This is a genomic window from Micrococcaceae bacterium Sec5.1, assembly GCA_039636795.1.
Lineage (GTDB): Bacteria > Actinomycetota > Actinomycetes > Actinomycetales > Micrococcaceae > Arthrobacter.
Genome location: CP143430.1, coordinates 4,442,660 through 4,458,112 on the forward strand (window position 1 = coordinate 4,442,660; position 15,453 = coordinate 4,458,112).

A 15,453-nucleotide genomic window follows, 5' to 3' on the forward strand; every position below is an offset into this window, starting at 1 on the left:
AAGCCCGCGGTGGCGCTGATAGTGTGTTGCCAAATCTGGAATTACGGTGGAACGAACGTTGTAACGGAGGGGGCTCAGTGGGTAAGAACGGGGCCGATGTGCAGCACGTTTCCCGCTCCGCCTTCGTGGCGGATTCAGACGCTGATCGTTTGGCCTTAACAAAGGCTGCGCTCAAGGCCGCAGGGTTCGAAGTTTTCGCCGCTGCAGACACCGCTTCCATGGCCGCGCGGCTGGAAGCCGGTAGTCCCGCTGTAGTGGTGCTGGAAAACTCCCTGGCACACGGTCTTCGCAGTCCTGGTGTTCCTGTGCTGCTGCTCCTCAACGCCAGCGAATCCGTGGACCTCGAAGAAGCCCAAGCGTGGGGCGTCGTGGACTATGTGATCAACCCGGTGCGTGCCGATGAACTTGTTTACCGCGTTGAAACCTTGATCGGCAGGTCCCGGGAGCGTGCACGGTCCCGGGGAGAGGTAGAAGCCCTCAGGGAGAGCCTCCGGAACGTCTCATCCGCCATCCGGCAAACCAACGATCCCCAACTGATTGCCGACCACGTGGTGAGAGGTTTCGGCGAAGCCCTCGGCATGGACCACGTTTGGTTTGCCACCTTCCGGGACGAACGCGTTCCCTCGATCCGTGCCCAATGGAACCGCCCGGGCACGCCGATGCTTCCCGCCAGGTTGGGCGAGAGCGAGAACCTGATCGTAGAGGCAGCCAACAGGCTATGGGCCGAGGCTGACGTTCTTGCTGTGACCGATCACCGAACGCAACCGGAATCCAGGATTACCCAAGCGCTGAAGGACTGGTCCTGCGAGCTCAACCCGGTCTCGTCAGTTTTGCTGCCTGTCGGCGAAGGTGGTGCGGCCCTAGGCATCATCCTCCTCAGCACGGTGGAGGAACGGCACGATTGGACCCGGCCTGAGATCGCATTGATGCAGCACGTGGCCGGCAATGTGGCGCACGGACTCATTCAGGGCCACCTCATCAGCGCCCAGCAACGGGTACTGCACCAGCTCAGGCAGTTGGACAAGGCCAAAACGGACTTCCTGGCAACCGTCAACCATGAACTCCGGACACCCCTCACCTCAATCACGGCCTACCTGGACATGATCAGGGATGGTTCGGGCGGCCCGGTTCCTGAGGGCATCAGCAAGATGCTGGACGTGATCGCAAGGAACTCCGACAGGCTCCGCCGGCTCATCGAGGACATGTTGACGGTGTCCATGCAGGACGGAAGCAACCTGGACCTCAAACCTGTGGACATCGCCAAGCTTCTCCAAGTAGTGGTGGCCACGCTGCGGCCTTTGGCCGAGTCACGGCACGTCGCTGTGTCCTTCACTGAGGGAACCGAGGACGTGGAGGTCACCGCCGATGAAGCCAAGCTGGAACAGGTCTTCACCAACATCGTGGCCAATGCCATCAAGTTCACCCCGGCAGGTGGACGGGTGGGCATCACGAGTTCGATGTTCGCATCGGCAGATGGTGGCCGTGCAGCATTGGTCAAAGTGGCGGACACAGGCTTGGGCATCCCCGAACACGATCTTCCCCACATCTTCACGCGGTTCTACCGTGCCTCCAACGCCACGGCAGCTGCTGTTCCCGGAAGCGGTCTGGGGCTGGCGATCGCCCAGGACATCATCAGCCGCCATATGGGACGGATGATCTTCGACTCAAAGCTGGGGTCCGGGACTACTGTGTCCGTTGAATTGCCGGTTGGTGGTCCGTAAGGGCGGCTTTGGTGACCCCGAAGGGCCCCGTTTAGTGGTCCGTAGCGGCCACTTGACGCCCCCAAATAATCAGTTGACTGCCCCCTCCTTGGCACTTGACGCCCTCATGGCGTCCTGTCCCCGTCCATGACACGCTGGTCAATGGCTGCCCTGAAAGCTGACCCGCAAAGTCACTAATCTGCGACACAGTCCGCAACAAAACTGATGCCCCGAGCAAAAGCCCAGGGCATCAGTTTGAGTCATCTGGCCTTGAGAGGCGCTCCCCCAATTTAGTTCGGCCACCAACCTATGGTGGTGGTATTCGTTTTGGTGGTTGTGCTGTTCGGCCACCAGCCGATTGCCGTACTGTTGCTATCCTGCGAAGGCTCGGCGTTAGCCGGAGCAGCCAGCCCCGTTACTGCCAGAACTGCTGCCATGAGCAGTGTTGCCGCAAATTTCTTCATCCGCTGTGCCCTTTCATACTGATGCGAATTACCGGTGTGACTTGAAAAAGGTCACGAGGCAAACTATACGAGCTTTTCTTCGCTATGGACATGGATAATGGGCACATGCAGAGTCCACAATTAACGCCTCATCTTGTAGCCGGACTCAATGCGCGCGCCAAATGGAAAGAACGTCACTTTGACGAGGCCTTTCGGTTAGCCGGTGAAGCTGCACATCTTGCCATTGATGCCGGCGATGAACTGTCTTGGTGGAACATGCGTTACTTGCAGGCGGAGTGCCTCCGGGACCAAGGCCGGATCGAGGAATATCTGGCATTGGCACTGGAACTGAATGATCACGAACTCACGGCCTCCTCGCCTGAGCTTGGCGCCAAAGCCGGGACCATGGTTGCCGTTGCCCTCCAGGGTCTGGGGCGTCTGGCCGAGGCCGCCGCCATGGCTGCGGATGCCGCCAAACTGGCTGCCCGGGACGCGGACTTGGTGTATGTGCAGATCCTGGCGCAGCGTGCGCTCATTGCCTCCCTTGCCGAAAGCCGGCTGCTGGACGATGCCTGGCGTGAATGCTTGGAGCTGGAATCCCTGCTTACCGAAGACATCGACGAAGACACAGCGGGCAAGGGCTATTGGGTGATCGGGAACGTTGCCTTCCTGGCAAACCGGGTTGAAGATGGCAGCCGGTACCACGATCTTGCTTCCGAACGGCTGTCCCCATCCAAGGACGTGGACTTGTGGGCACGCTTCAATCGCGCCTCGGCGGAAATGCGGCTTCAGGCCCGGCTGAGTGATGCCGCTACCCTGCGATGCATCGAGAGGGCCGAGCTCGCCACAGACATCGTGGGCGGTTCCGAGCGGGACCATTTGGAAATGTCCCTGGTCCGCGCCCACTGGAACTATCTCAACGGCGATATGCAGGAAGCCCTCACCATCCTTGAGCCCTTGTGTGCCCGGTCTTCCATCCTCGCCACCCAAACCTCTGCAGAGTCGCACTTCCTCTTGGCCAGGACTTTGCTCGCACTGGGCCGGCGGGAAGAAGCCGTCGCGACTTTCAGCGAAACCGCAAACCTTTTCGATCAGGCCGCCCTCCCTGATCGCAGCTCGGCCGTTCGTGCGTACCTCCGGGATATGGTTGATCAGCGAGGCGAACCGCACGGGGAGTGACCATGTCCGAGGAAAACTCGAATGCCGCACCAGATCCACGTCTGGGATTGCTGCTGGATGGCATCGTCAGGCTTGCCGCGGGAGACCTGAACACCAGGATTGAAATCTCCGATGCCCGCGACGAGATCGACGCCGTGATCATGGGCACCAACCTCCTTGCCGAGGACCTCCAGATTATCTATGAAGAGCTGGAGCAGCGGGTGGCAGACCGCACCCGGCAGCTGCACGAGGCCCACCGCGAAATGCAGCACATGGCCATGACGGATCCCCTCACAGGCCTTCACAACCGCTCTGCCTTCTCCACCGCGCTCGCGGAATCCCAGGCCAGGGGCCCCAATGGCAATCAACGGCCGGCCATCCTGCTGATGGACATGAACGGCTTCAAGGGCGTCAATGACTCCCTGGGCCACACCATCGGAGACAAAGTGCTGGAAACGGTGGCAGCCCGCATCAGTGCTGCCGTCCGCGAGGAGGACATGGTTGCCCGCATGGGCGGCGACGAATTCGCAATCCTGCTGCAGGACGTTACCCCGGCGAAGGCGGCGTCCATCGGTAATCGGATCCTGGCTGCATTGGACGGGACCATGGAGATCGACGGCCAACACGTACGGTGCGGCGCCAGCATGGGCCTTCGGATGGCAGATCCCGGCAAGAGTGCCGAGGAACTGATGATGGAAGCGGACATCGCCATGTACGAATCCAAGGCTGATGGTCGCGGCAAATTGAAGGTCTTTGATACCGACATGCTCCTTGCCCGGCAACTGCGCAACCAACTCGTGGGTGAGCTCAAAGAAGCGATCGCCGGTTCGCAGCTGGTGCTCTACTACCAGCCCATCGTCCGCTTGGACACCCGCGGAATTGAAGGCGTCGAGGCCCTGGTCCGTTGGAAACACCCCACCCGCGGCATGATCATGCCGGATGAGTTCATTCCCATTGCCGAGGAAACGGGAATGATCTCCGATCTGGGCGGGTGGGTGCTGCGCACCGCCGTCGAGCAGTTGCAGCGATGGCGCAGCGACCCCCTCACGGGGCGCCACGACTTCAACATGCGCATCAACGTGTCCGCCGCTGACCTCCAGCGTTTGGAATTCGTGGAGGACGTACGCGAAGCCCTGACTTCGGCCGGGCTGGACCCGTCGCTGCTGGTTCTGGAGCTGACCGAAAGCGCCGTCATTCAAGGGAACGACCTTGACCGGTACACGCTGAACAGTCTTCGGCGGCTGGGTGTCGAGATGGAGATCGACGATTTCGGCACCGGATACTCCTCCATCGATTACCTCCGCCGCTTGCCCGTGCACGCCGTCAAGGTGGACAGAACGCTCCTCACGGCCCTCGGCAGCGATCCCGCGCAGCCCGCCCTCCTCGCGGCAGTCCTGCAGCTCATTCGTGCGTGTGGCCTCGGTGCTGTGTGGGAGGGAATCGAAACAGCGGAGCAGGCAGACTTCCTGCTCAGCATTGGGTGCACCAGCGGGCAGGGCTACTACTTCAGCCGGCCACTGCCGGAGGCACAACTGACCGAACAGCTGAGGCACCACAAGACCTGGCCGATCCAGGATTAAACGCGCGACGGCGGTGGGCTGGCTTTAGCCTGCACCACGAGTTGGCCGGGACGTCAGGATCCCTTTTGGCGCGCGCGCCATTCGGAGTCGAGGATGGCATAGATATTTTCAGTGGCCCACTGGCCTTTGTAGTGCCAGTTGTCCACCAGGGTAGCCTCCAAGCGCATGCCTAGGCGTTTGCATATACCGGCGGAGCCAGTGTTGAGCGCATCGAGTTTCGCGTCGATGCGGTGGAAGTTCAACTGGCCGAATGCCAATTTCATGACAGCCTCAGCCGCCTCCGTCGCTATTCCCTGGCCCCTGCCCTCGGGGTGGAGGATCCAGCCAAGCTCAGCCTGGCCTGTTCCCTCCAGCCATTTCAGGACGATCTCACCCATGAGTCCCGGACGGTCCTGGCGTTCAATGGCGAGGCAGGCCCAGTCGCCTTCATGCTTGAACTGTGCATTCGCGTAGCGGCCCAGAACCTCCATGGACTGCGTCTTGGTCAGTTCATTGCGGAACAGGTATCGGGCGGTCTCCGGCAGCGACTGATAAGCGTGGAACCGGTCCAGGTCCTCGGCCTCGAAGCGCCGCAGTATGAGTCGTTCGGTCATGATCGGAAGCTCAATTTCGGGCATGTCTTCGAGGCTACTAGGCGCGTCCAAATCCTCGCCCAAGCTTTGTCCAGTCTTGACAGTTGGCTCGATCTGGGATTACCTAATGAACATTCGGTAAATAAAGCTGGAGGCAATGACGCATGGTTGAAACAACCCTCTCCGGTGCAACGCACCACATCCTGACGAACGACTACGCGTCTGAATGGATGGGCATTGAGGTCCTTAAGATCGACGACGGCCATGCCACCATCCGCATGCACCTCCGCCAGGAAATGCTCAATGGATTCGGAATGGCCCATGGCGGAATGATCTTCGCCTTCGCGGACACCGCCTTCGCACTGGCCTGCAACCCGGCCAACCCCACGCCAAAGCAAGCTGCCAACATCACGGTGGCGTCCGGCGTCGACATCAACTTCATCAAGCCGGCGTTCGAAGGCCAGGTGATTACCGCCGTCGCAAACCGTCGCGCGAGTACCGGCCGCAGCGGCCTCTACGACATTCAGATCTACGCGGCTTCACCAGGCGCCGCGGGCGCCACCCCCGATCCAGATCCCGGAGAACTCATTGCAGAGTTCCGGGGCCGCAGCCGCACCATCTCCAAGAAGTAGGAATACCAGATGACCCAGAACACCGTCGCCGCGCCCGCGTCGTCCACCTCCGAGGCAACCGCGCCCGTCCTGGACCGTGAAGAAACGATGTCCCGCGACGAGCTTGAAGCACTGCAGCTCAACCGTCTGCAGCACACCGTGGCTTATGCCTACGATCGCGTGCCGCTGTACAAGCGCAAGTTCGATGAAGCAGGCGTGCACCCGACCGACCTCCGCGAGTTGAGCGACCTCGGCAAGTTCCCGTACACCACCAAGGAAGACCTCCGTCTGGAGTACCCGTTTGGCATGTTCGCGGTCCCGCAGCACGAGGTTGCCCGCATCCACGCGAGCTCCGGCACCACCGGGCGCCCCACCGTGGTGGGCTACACCAAGAACGACCTCGCCAACTGGGCAACCCTGGTGGCCCGTTGCCTGCGCGCCTCCGGCGTCCGCCCTGGAATGAAGGTCCACAACGCCTACGGTTATGGTCTCTTCACCGGCGGCCTCGGCGCCCATGCCGGCGCCGAAGCGCTGGGCTGCACGGTCATCCCGATGTCCGGCGGCCAGACCGAACGCCAGATCCAGCTCATTCAGGACTTCAAGCCGGACGCCATCCTGGCCACGCCCACGTACCTGCTGACGATCGCCGACGCCATGGCGCACCAGGGCATCGACCCCACCTCCACCTCGCTGAAGTACGCCGTGCTTGGCGCCGAGCCGTGGACCGAAGAGATGCGCCACGAACTCGAAACCACCATGAACATCAAGGCCTGCGACATCTACGGGCTCTCCGAAGTCATGGGCCCGGGCGTCGCTGGCGAAGCTGTTGAAACGCAAGACGGCTGCCACATCTGGGAAGACCATTTCCGGCCCGAAATCATCGATCCGTTTGATCACTCGACAGTCCTCGGCGACGGCGAACCGGGCGAACTGGTCTTCACGTCGCTGACCAAGGAAGCACTGCCGATCATCCGCTACCGCACCAAGGACCTCACCCGCCTGCTCCCCGGCACCGCCCGCCCCGCACACCGCCGCATGGGCCGCATCACCGGCCGCAGCGACGACATGATCATCCTGCGCGGCGTGAACCTTTTCCCCTCCCAGATCGAGGAAATCGCCCTGCGCATCCCCGAGCTCAGCCCGCACTTCCAACTCGAAATCACCCGCCCCGAGGGCAAGCGCATGGATTCGCTGACCGTGAAAATCGAACGGCGCGAAAACGTCCCCGCAGAGTCAAGCACGACGGCGGCCCGTACCTTGCGCGAGCAGATCAAGATTCACGTGGGGTCTTCTTGCGTAGTTGACGTTGTGGAGCCCGGTTCCCTCGAGCGTTCCAACGGGAAGCTCCGCCGGATCTACGACATGCGGCCGAAGGGCTGACATGCGGCGTCGCTGAACGGCAGCCCGTCTAGAGATCGTGAGAAAATGCCACCATGCCTACTGAGACAACCACCAAGCGCGGACGGCCCGGTTACGACCAGCAGTCGGTGCTCCGCATCGCCGTCGACGTCTTCAACCGCCACGGGTACGATGCTACGTCCATGGGCATCCTGGCCGAGAACCTCGGGATCTCCAAGTCAGCCATCTACCACCACGTGCCGTCCAAGGGCGATCTGCTGAAGCTCGCCCTGGACCACGCCCTCGGCGGCTTGGAGGCCATCCTGGACGAGCCTGCCGCCACTTCCGGGGCGGCAGATGCTCGGCTGGAGTTCGTGCTTCGGCAGACCATTGCGGTACTGGTGGACAGGCTGCCATTCGTCACGTTGCTGCTGCGCCTGCGGGGAAATACCGAGATCGAACGCGACGCCCTGGAACGCCGGCGCGCCTTCGACCACAAGGTTGCCGCGCTCATCGCCGCTGCCCGGCAAGACGGCTCCCTGCGCCAGGACATCGATCCCCGCACGGTCACCCGGCTCCTGTTCGGCACCATCAACTCGATCGTGGAGTGGTACAAGCCAGGCGGCTCCCTCTCCCCCGAGAAACTTGCCGACGACGTCATCACCATGGCCTTCGACGGCCTCCACACCGCCGCCTGATCCTCTCTCACATCCGGACGCGTTTTCCCGGATGCTCTCTCACATCCGGACCGGTTTCCCCGTTTCCTCTCTCGCCCTTTGTCGCCGGGCCGTGGCGGCGAGGCGGAAAAACACTGTGATCGATTTTGCCGCGACCAGTACAACGGCAGTCGTCACGATCGCCAGCACTCCAATGGTCATAGCCTCCCAGGCAGCCGGTCTGCCCAAGTGCAACCACGTGATGGCAAGTGCGGCAACACTTGCCAAGGGGAACGTGAACGACCAGAAGCCCAGCGAGAACGGCAAGGCCCGATAGCGCCGCAACAGGGTTAGCTGGATCAAAACCATCAACACCGTTATCGCCGTCAACCCCTCGAACATGTAGTCGGGTCGACCCCCGGAGATGGCAAGCCACGCGGCCGCCGCCACAGCTGGTGGAGCGATCATGATCGCCAGCGTCGGGGTAAGCGATTCCGGCATCGTGGGTCGAAGCGCTAGTCGCAGGAAGAAAAACACAGAGATAACGAGCCAGAAGAAGAGGCCGACGGCGAAACTTCCGACCGCGAGCCAGTCGAGTCCCGTCTGTCTTGCGGTCAGCGCACCAACGAAACCAGCTGCGCTGGTGGGGAGGAAGTAGCCGCCATGTACGGATTCAAGTGGCAACTCGCCGCGCATCCAGAAGTTCAAAATCCATGCGGCGAACGCGGCTGCAACGGCAATGGAAACACCGGTCACAATGGTTCCGGCTAAAGGAATGGTGCGGTGCAGCCCCGCCCCAATCAACATGGCTGCAATCGGAAGCAAGGCGGCGAGCGGGCCCTGCGCGAAGTGCTTGAGCTGATCAGAGAGCGACTGTTCCGTGCGCCTCCCGCGATGGACGTGCACCGCGATGGTCCAAAGCCAGGCAATGGCCGCGATCACCCAGAATACTTGGGCAAGTTCGATCGGGGCTTGGAAGGACGAGGTCGCCGCCGACCAAACTTGCGCGAGGCCCGCCAAACCAAGCGGTATAGCGAGCGTATTCAGGGGGACACGGGTACGAGGGGAAGGCGCTGAGACGGTCTTCTCCAGGGGCGGGTATATAGACAATTGGTTCCCGTTTCTAACAACGTAGAGGGTCGGATAAGTGCTCAACAACGGTTTTTGACCTAGAAGTACAATATCATGAGCGCTACGCTGTTCCCATGGGTAGACCGATGCAATTTGAGGCTGGTGAGGCTGTCAACAGAGCGATGGATTTGTTCTGGCGCCAAGGGTATGCCGGCACAACGCCGCAGGAGTTGGCCACCGAGCTGGGAATCGGCAAGGGCAGCCTGTACAACACGTTTGAGAGCAAACATGCCTTGTTTCTGCGTGCCCTTCGGCGCTACAGCGAGGCCAGAGTCGAGTACCTAACGGGCATGTTTGTAGCTCCCGGACCAATCCGACCGCGTCTCAAACAGGCACTCATGGCACTGGCGGGCGTGGGCGAACATCAACGCGGTTGTGTCATGGTCAATGCTGCGGCGGAGCTCGGCGCAGCCGACGCCGAGGTGAATCAGATTGCGAACGAGATGTTCTCTCAGATCGAAGCTGTGTTCCGGCAAGCAATTGTGCAAGGACAAGAGTCTGGAGAATTCCGCGCCGATCAGGTCCCCGAAACTGTTGCCAGCCAACTCGTTGCTTCCGTCATCGGGCTAAGCGTCTTGGTCAAAACAGGCGGGCCCGCCGAGAGGTTCAGCAACATTATCGACGGACTCATTGACGGACTGTGACGACTACCGGAAGGTTTCCGGCTGGCGTTTGCTATGCCGGATCTGCAAGGGGTTCGATGCCAGCCGCAACAGCGACTTCACGGTAGGCGTCGGCGAGATCAGCAAGGCTCGCATGCCTGTTCAAGCCACTTGGATTCGGGAGCACCCAAACCGGGGCACCTCCAAGCGAATCGGACTGTCGTCCCCAGGCCGCCCGCGGCCGGGCGAAAGCAGTCCGGTAGGCGCTGATTCCCAAAACCGCCACCATTGCTGGGGCGATAAGTTCAACTCGCGCAGATAGTGCCTTGGCTCCGGCAAGGAGTTGCTCGGGCGTGAGTTCATCCGCGCGCGCCGAAGCTCCCGCAACTATGGACGTGATTCCAACGCCCCTGTCCAGCAGATGGTTGAGGTCTTCGCGACGGAAACCTGCCGAGGCATCTATCCGGCGATCGACAATGCCGGCACGGAATAGCGCTGGATAGAAGCGATTGCTGCCGCCACCGAAATGCGCCTGTACTGCAACAGCACGCAGGCCAGGATTGATGCCGACGAACAGGAGCCTCGTCTGGTCCGAAACCAAATCGGGCAGGGTTCGGCCCCGAAACGCATCTAGCGCAGACCTGCTAAATCCCATCGTTCAACCTTAGGACATGATTCGTAAGATCCTTCCGGAGCCGCCGAGCGTAAAATTTTCAGCGTAGGAGGTGGCCAAATGCATCTAGCCCTTAACACAGCCACAACCGTCCTGCCTGTCGATGACCTGAGCCGCGCACGAGAGTTCTACGCTGATAAGCTCGGCCTTCCGCATCGCGGCAGGACCTGGGATGGAAATGATCTATTTGGCAACGACGGCGGCCCCATGCTGCAGTTGTTGCCGGTCACGGACGGTAAGCACTCTGGTCATACCGCCCTGAGCTTTGAGGTCGAGAACATAGAGCGAACTGTTGCGGAGATGGAGGCCCAAGGCGTCAAGTTCCAGGACTACGACGAGCCTGATCTCAAGACCGATAACCACATTTGCACCACGGACGCCGAGAAGTGCGCTTGGTTCATGGATACCGAGAACAATGTTCTGTGCATCCACGAGACCCTTGGCCAACAGGCCGAATACCAGCTGTAACCGGCCCCTTAAGACGAAGCGCGTCCCCCTGGTGGGGACGCGCTTCGTCGTTATGTGAAGGAACAACCGGCCCAGGGCACGATTATGTGAGAGAAGATCCGGTAAAAGCCGTTTGGATGTGAGAGAAGATCCGGTAAAAACGGTCGGGATGTGAGAGAAGGTTACTTCTCCACGAGGGTCAGGACGTCGTAGGTGGCTACGATTTCGTCATTCTGGTTGGTGAGCACGGCGTCCCACGCAACCTCGCCGTATTCGTCAGTCTCACGCGGGGTGATTTTCTTGGCGGTCAACGTGACGCGGATGGAGTCCCCGGCTGCCACAGGCGTGATGAAGCGCAGGTTCTCCAAGCCATAGTTGGCCAGCACGGGACCCGGCGCGGGCTCCACGAACAACCCGGCAGCCCAGCTCAGGAGCAGGTAGCCGTGGGCAACGATGCCGGGGAAGAACGGGTTGGCCTCGGCTGCTTCCTGGTTGGTGTGTGCGTAGAACGTATCGCCCGTGGAGTTGGCGAAGGCCGTGATGTCCTCGAGGGTCACCTCGCGCAGATCGGAGCGAACGGCGTCGCCGATCCTCAGCGTCGAGAGGTGCTTCCGGAAAGGGTGCTCGCCTTCGGTTTCCACCGTGAAGTTGCGGTCAGCGCCCGTGTGCCACTGGCCGGTGACGGCGGTGAGCATGTTCGGCGAACCCTGGATGGCGGTGCGCTGCATGTGGTGCAAGACCGAGCGGATACCGCCCAGCTCCTCGCCGCCACCTGCGCGGCCCGGACCACCGTGGACCAGGTGAGGTACGGGTGAGCCGTGTCCGGTGGAGGACCGCGCGTCCTCGCGGTTGAGCATGTGGACGCGGCCGTGATGCGCTGCGATTCCGAGCACCAGCTCCTGGGCCACGGAAGGATCGTTGGTGCACACGGACGCCACCAAGGAACCCGAGCCGCGGGCTGCGAGGCGGATGGCATCGGCAAGATCCGAGTATCCGATCACCGAGGAGACGGGACCGAAAGCTTCAAGGGAGTGGACTTCTTCGGCTTCCGCGTCGGCCCAGTTGAGGAGTAGGGGAGACATGAAAGCCCCGTCTTCCACGACACCCACGGTGCCCCCGACCGAGGTGACCGACGGCGAATCAAGGGATCCGTACGCAAGCTCACCACCGGCGTCGAGCATTGACTGGACGGCCGCGCGGACGTCGGCGAGCTGCTCCAGCGAAGCCAAGGCGCCCATGGTGACGCCCTCGGCGCGAGGATCACCAACCACCACACGCTCGTTAATGCGTGCACCAATGGCGGCCGAGACGTCGGAAATCAGCTCCTGCGGGACGATCACACGGCGGATGGCGGTGCACTTCTGGCCGGCTTTGACAGTCATTTCGGTGACGACGGCCCGGACAAACGCGTCGAATTCGGGAGTGCCGGGAACGGCGTCGGGACCAAGGATCGCGGCGTTCAGGGAGTCGGTCTCACAGGTGAAGCGAACGCCACCCTGGACCACGTTGTGGTGGGCCTTCAGCGAATTCGCGGTAGATGCCGAGCCCGTGAAGGAGACGAGGTCGCGGAAATCCAGTTCGTCCAGGATGGTCCGGGCGGAGCCGGATATCAGCTGAAGGGATCCCGCGGGCAGGATGCCGGACTCGACGATCGCCTTGACCGCAGCGGCCGCAACGTAGCCGGTGGGCGTGGCCGGCTTGACGATGGTGGGAACGCCGGCGAGGAATGCGGGCGCGAACTTCTCCAGCATGCCCCAGACCGGGAAATTGAAGGCGTTGATCTGCACCGCGACGCCGGGGATGCGTGTGTAGATGTGCTCACCGGCGAACGAACCATCCTTGGACAGCACCTCCATCGGCCCATCCACCACAACCTGCGAGTTGGGCAGTTCACGGCGACCCTTGGACCCAAACGTGAAGAGAACGCCGATGCCGCCATCGATGTCGATCATGTTGTCGATCTTGGTGGCGCCGGACTGCGACGAGGACTCGTACAGCTCTTCACGCCGGCCGTTGAGGTACATGGCAAGCTCTTTGAGCTTGAGCGCACGCTGGTGGAAGGTCAGCTTTCCAAGTTCCGTTTGGCCTGTGGTGCGGCCGTAATTTACGACGGCGGCAAGGTCCAGCCCGTCGGTGCTGACGTTGGCCAGGACTTCTCCGGTGCTGGCATCACGGACCGGGACGGTTTTGGCGTCAGGAGCCGGCGTCCACCAGGCATCCTGGACGTAGCTGGGGACGGTTGCAACGGCTGTGGTTTCCGGGGCGACTGCGGTAGTGGTCATCGTCGACGGGTCCTTCCAAGGCACGTGAAATCGGCTCGGTCATTGGGTCTGCGGGACCGCAAACATTACTGACCGGCCGTTCGGTAATATATACAGGGTACATGAATGCCCGGAGGAGTGCAGCAGCAATTTCGTCGTTCTCTCACATCCCACCCGATTCCAGCCGATCCTCTCTCACATCACGCCTGATTCCGGCCATCGTTCTCTCACATCACCGCAGCTTGGCGCGTATCGCCTCCACTTCCTGGCCCGTGACGCCATTCCGCGCCAGGAATGACTCGACGTCCAGGGAACCAAGGAACACCTTCACGCCTGCCCGCTTCTGCTCCAGCCAGGCCTCAAACTCCGCGTCGGAAAGGTAGGGATCATGCGCATGCGGTGCCCCGTGGGTGCGGTGCCGCTCATTGATCCCCCGTGCCGCAAGTTCGTAGCCGCGCAGGATTTCGTCGTCGCCAAGATCGGCCAAGCGTTGCAACATGAGTGCGATCACCCCGCTCCGATCGCGGCCCGCCGAGCAGTGAATCACAACCTTGCCTGGCGAGGCGGCAATAGCCTTGAAGACGGCCGCAATCTTCTCCCCAAATAGCCTCACATAGTCGCCGTACCGCGACGGGTCTTTCAGGTACGGGCCGAAGAGCTCGCCGAAATCACTATGGTCGGGGTCCTCCGTGGGGCAATGCACGACGTCGATCCGAGCCTTCACGTCGTCCGGCACCTTGGGATCCGTGTCGCGTTGCCGCCGCTCGCCCGAGGCGCGCAAATCGATGATAGTGCGGATGCCGTCGTCGTACATTTGGTGCCAACCGGCTGCGGTTACCCACTCGTGGCGACCCATTCTGTACACGTCCCCCGCGACCCGCCAGGCGTTCACGGCGCCATCCCAGTGGACGCCTAACTGCGGTGCTGTCCCGTCCATAGGAGCCAGCTAAGCACATTCGCATGCCGTCATGTGAGAGAACATCTGCCGAAAGGCGACAGGAAATGAGAGAAGATCGGCCGAAAGGGCGGTGGATGTGAGAGAGGATCGGAAGGGGGTATTGCGCGGGGCGAGTGACTCATGTCATACTCGTTCTCGATGCGCATCGACGATACGTATCGACGACGCAAGAAACCGCAATCAAACCGTTCAGCAGAGAGCGCGAGGAGGCCAGGACATGCCAACCAGCAAGGACGTTGCCCAGGCCGCCGGCGTTGCACAGAGCACGGTTTCCTATGTTCTTAGTGGCAAGCGACCCATCTCCGAGAAAACGCGGAAAAAGGTGGAGGACGCTATCCAGCAGCTGACCTACCAGCCGAATGCCGGAGCCCGCGCGCTTGCCAGCCGTCGGACCCGCGTGATCGGCCTGGTCATCCCTTTCATCCCCGAGTTGCACATGGCATCGATCATGGAGTTCGTGTCCGTGATCGCCAACACTGCCCGCCTCTATGACCACGACATCCTGCTGGTCACTGAGGATGAGGGCGCACCCGGACTGCAGCGTGTGGTGGGCCAGCAGATCTGCGACGGCCTGATCCTGATGCAGGTGGAAGGCGACGACGAACGGCTCCCGGTGGTCCGGAGCCTCCACGTTCCCGTGGTGCTGATCGGCATCCCGCATGATCCTTCCGGATTGGTTTGCATTGATGCCGACTTTGAAATGGCCGGCGAACAATGCGTCCAGGACCTTGCGGCAGCAGGCCACGCGGTGATCTCAGTGATCGACTGGCAGCCGGAGGTTGTCGATCGCCACGTGAACTACGTGGAACGCTTCATGTCCGGCACCAACAAGGCCGCGGAGACCCTCGGCATCAAGGTGCTGCACCTTCCCGGAGGAACTGACCGCGAGGTGATCGCGGAATCCGTGGACAAAGCCTTGGCGGAGACCACTGGAATACCTGCGTTTATCGCTCCCGACGGCACCGTTCAGGACGTTCTTCGACGGGTTCTGACCAGCCGTGGCCTGACTCCCGGGAAGGATGTCTCCGTCATCGGCAGCGCCTCCCCTACCCTGGCTGAGCTTCAGCCCATCCCGCTTTCCACCATTGACCTCCGCCCGGCCGAAGTATCCCGCCGTGCGGTGAAGATTATTTGCGATCTCCTCGAAGCCGAAAACCAGAGACCAACCGAATCCCTGGAATTGGTACCCACGGTCATTACGCACCGTGCCAGCACGCTCCGTCCACCCCACGGCAGCTAAACCCTCTGCACAGCACCCTGCATCTCATCCGTTTCCAAATTCATCGATACGCATCGTCGATACGTATCGACAACCTCGTCCCC

Annotated in this window: 15 protein-coding genes; 9 read left to right on the plus strand and 6 right to left on the minus strand. The window is 61.5% G+C overall.

The genetic code is table 11. The features are described from left to right. Positions 1 to 77 precede the first annotated feature (77 nt). Positions 78 to 1,721, plus strand: a complete 1,644-nt coding sequence (locus tag VUN82_20230; GenBank protein XAS71390.1) for an ATP-binding protein — start codon at positions 78 to 80, stop codon at positions 1,719 to 1,721. Positions 1,722 to 1,990: 269 nt separating this feature from the next. Here the strand turns inward: VUN82_20230 and VUN82_20235 are convergent, their stop codons facing one another. Beyond that, the gene (locus VUN82_20235; protein ID XAS71391.1) at positions 1,991 to 2,164 is read right to left on the minus strand and encodes a hypothetical protein; all 174 of its coding nucleotides are present in this window, start codon (positions 2,162 to 2,164) and stop codon (positions 1,991 to 1,993) included. 105 nt (positions 2,165 to 2,269) lie between these two features. Here VUN82_20235 and VUN82_20240 point away from each other — a divergent pair, with 105 nt between their 5' ends. Further along, positions 2,270 to 3,322, plus strand: coding sequence for a hypothetical protein (locus VUN82_20240; GenBank protein XAS71392.1), 1,053 nt, complete (start codon positions 2,270 to 2,272; stop codon positions 3,320 to 3,322). Positions 3,323 to 3,324: 2 nt separating this feature from the next. After that, positions 3,325 to 4,881, plus strand: a complete 1,557-nt coding sequence (locus VUN82_20245) for an EAL domain-containing protein (protein ID XAS71393.1) — start codon at positions 3,325 to 3,327, stop codon at positions 4,879 to 4,881. A 53-nt stretch (positions 4,882 to 4,934) separates the two neighbouring features. On the opposite strand, the gene VUN82_20250 is transcribed toward VUN82_20245, so the two are convergent. Beyond that, a complete protein-coding gene (locus VUN82_20250) occupies positions 4,935 to 5,498 on the minus strand; it encodes a GNAT family protein (GenBank protein XAS71394.1) in 564 nt (187 codons plus the stop codon). Between the two features lie 119 nt (positions 5,499 to 5,617). Between VUN82_20250 and VUN82_20255 the strand changes: the two genes are divergently transcribed. The 3 genes from VUN82_20255 to VUN82_20265 are packed head-to-tail and all read left to right on the plus strand — an operon-like array spanning position 5,618 to position 8,100. Further along, positions 5,618 to 6,085, plus strand: coding sequence for a hotdog fold thioesterase (locus VUN82_20255; GenBank protein ID XAS71395.1), 468 nt, complete (start codon positions 5,618 to 5,620; stop codon positions 6,083 to 6,085). Between the two features lie 9 nt (positions 6,086 to 6,094). Continuing rightward, positions 6,095 to 7,444, plus strand: coding sequence for a phenylacetate--CoA ligase PaaK (gene paaK, locus VUN82_20260; protein XAS71396.1), 1,350 nt, complete (start codon positions 6,095 to 6,097; stop codon positions 7,442 to 7,444). 53 nt (positions 7,445 to 7,497) lie between these two features. After that, the gene (locus VUN82_20265; GenBank protein ID XAS71397.1) at positions 7,498 to 8,100 is read left to right on the plus strand and encodes a TetR/AcrR family transcriptional regulator; all 603 of its coding nucleotides are present in this window, start codon (positions 7,498 to 7,500) and stop codon (positions 8,098 to 8,100) included. A 39-nt stretch (positions 8,101 to 8,139) separates the two neighbouring features. Here VUN82_20265 and VUN82_20270 read toward each other — a convergent pair whose 3' ends face one another. After that, positions 8,140 to 9,168, minus strand: a complete 1,029-nt coding sequence (locus VUN82_20270) for a transporter (protein XAS71398.1) — start codon at positions 9,166 to 9,168, stop codon at positions 8,140 to 8,142. 95 nt (positions 9,169 to 9,263) lie between these two features. Between VUN82_20270 and VUN82_20275 the strand changes: the two genes are divergently transcribed. Then, entirely contained in the window at positions 9,264 to 9,833 is a 570-nt protein-coding gene (locus VUN82_20275) for a TetR/AcrR family transcriptional regulator (GenBank protein ID XAS71399.1), read from the plus strand. A 31-nt stretch (positions 9,834 to 9,864) separates the two neighbouring features. Here VUN82_20275 and VUN82_20280 read toward each other — a convergent pair whose 3' ends face one another. Then, positions 9,865 to 10,446: a mismatch-specific DNA-glycosylase gene (locus VUN82_20280; protein XAS71400.1), complete on the minus strand. Its 582-nt coding sequence runs from the start codon at positions 10,444 to 10,446 to the stop codon at positions 9,865 to 9,867. 78 nt (positions 10,447 to 10,524) lie between these two features. On the opposite strand from VUN82_20280, the gene VUN82_20285 reads away from it, so the two are divergent. Next, complete coding sequence (locus VUN82_20285) at positions 10,525 to 10,932, plus strand: VOC family protein (GenBank protein ID XAS71401.1); 408 nt, start codon at positions 10,525 to 10,527, stop codon at positions 10,930 to 10,932. Positions 10,933 to 11,093: 161 nt separating this feature from the next. Here the strand turns inward: VUN82_20285 and paaZ are convergent, their stop codons facing one another. Then, the gene (gene paaZ / locus VUN82_20290) at positions 11,094 to 13,193 is read right to left on the minus strand and encodes a phenylacetic acid degradation bifunctional protein PaaZ (protein ID XAS71402.1); all 2,100 of its coding nucleotides are present in this window, start codon (positions 13,191 to 13,193) and stop codon (positions 11,094 to 11,096) included. 211 nt (positions 13,194 to 13,404) lie between these two features. Then, positions 13,405 to 14,109, minus strand: coding sequence for a tyrosine-protein phosphatase (locus VUN82_20295; protein XAS71403.1), 705 nt, complete (start codon positions 14,107 to 14,109; stop codon positions 13,405 to 13,407). A 238-nt stretch (positions 14,110 to 14,347) separates the two neighbouring features. Between VUN82_20295 and VUN82_20300 the strand changes: the two genes are divergently transcribed. Beyond that, the gene (locus VUN82_20300) at positions 14,348 to 15,370 is read left to right on the plus strand and encodes a LacI family DNA-binding transcriptional regulator (protein XAS71404.1); all 1,023 of its coding nucleotides are present in this window, start codon (positions 14,348 to 14,350) and stop codon (positions 15,368 to 15,370) included. Positions 15,371 to 15,453: the final 83 nt, after the last annotated feature.

Bases quoted from the DNA above. Each gene is read 5' to 3' on its own strand.
- VUN82_20245 (XAS71393.1), top strand. From the start codon at position 3,325: ATGTCCGAGGAAAACTCGAATGCCGCACCAGATCCACGTCTGGGATTG.
- VUN82_20285 (XAS71401.1), top strand. From the start codon at position 10,525: ATGCATCTAGCCCTTAACACAGCCACAACCGTCCTGCCTGTCGATGAC.
- VUN82_20250 (XAS71394.1), bottom strand. From the start codon at position 5,498: ATGCCCGAAATTGAGCTTCCGATCATGACCGAACGACTCATACTGCGG.
- VUN82_20265 (XAS71397.1), top strand. From the start codon at position 7,498: ATGCCTACTGAGACAACCACCAAGCGCGGACGGCCCGGTTACGACCAG.
- VUN82_20300 (XAS71404.1), top strand. From the start codon at position 14,348: ATGCCAACCAGCAAGGACGTTGCCCAGGCCGCCGGCGTTGCACAGAGC.
- paaK (XAS71396.1), top strand. From the start codon at position 6,095: ATGACCCAGAACACCGTCGCCGCGCCCGCGTCGTCCACCTCCGAGGCA.
- VUN82_20275 (XAS71399.1), top strand. From the start codon at position 9,264: ATGGGTAGACCGATGCAATTTGAGGCTGGTGAGGCTGTCAACAGAGCG.
- VUN82_20235 (XAS71391.1), bottom strand. From the start codon at position 2,164: ATGAAGAAATTTGCGGCAACACTGCTCATGGCAGCAGTTCTGGCAGTA.
- VUN82_20295 (XAS71403.1), bottom strand. From the start codon at position 14,109: ATGGACGGGACAGCACCGCAGTTAGGCGTCCACTGGGATGGCGCCGTG.
- paaZ (XAS71402.1), bottom strand. From the start codon at position 13,193: ATGACCACTACCGCAGTCGCCCCGGAAACCACAGCCGTTGCAACCGTC.
- VUN82_20280 (XAS71400.1), bottom strand. From the start codon at position 10,446: ATGGGATTTAGCAGGTCTGCGCTAGATGCGTTTCGGGGCCGAACCCTG.
- VUN82_20255 (XAS71395.1), top strand. From the start codon at position 5,618: ATGGTTGAAACAACCCTCTCCGGTGCAACGCACCACATCCTGACGAAC.
- VUN82_20240 (XAS71392.1), top strand. From the start codon at position 2,270: ATGCAGAGTCCACAATTAACGCCTCATCTTGTAGCCGGACTCAATGCG.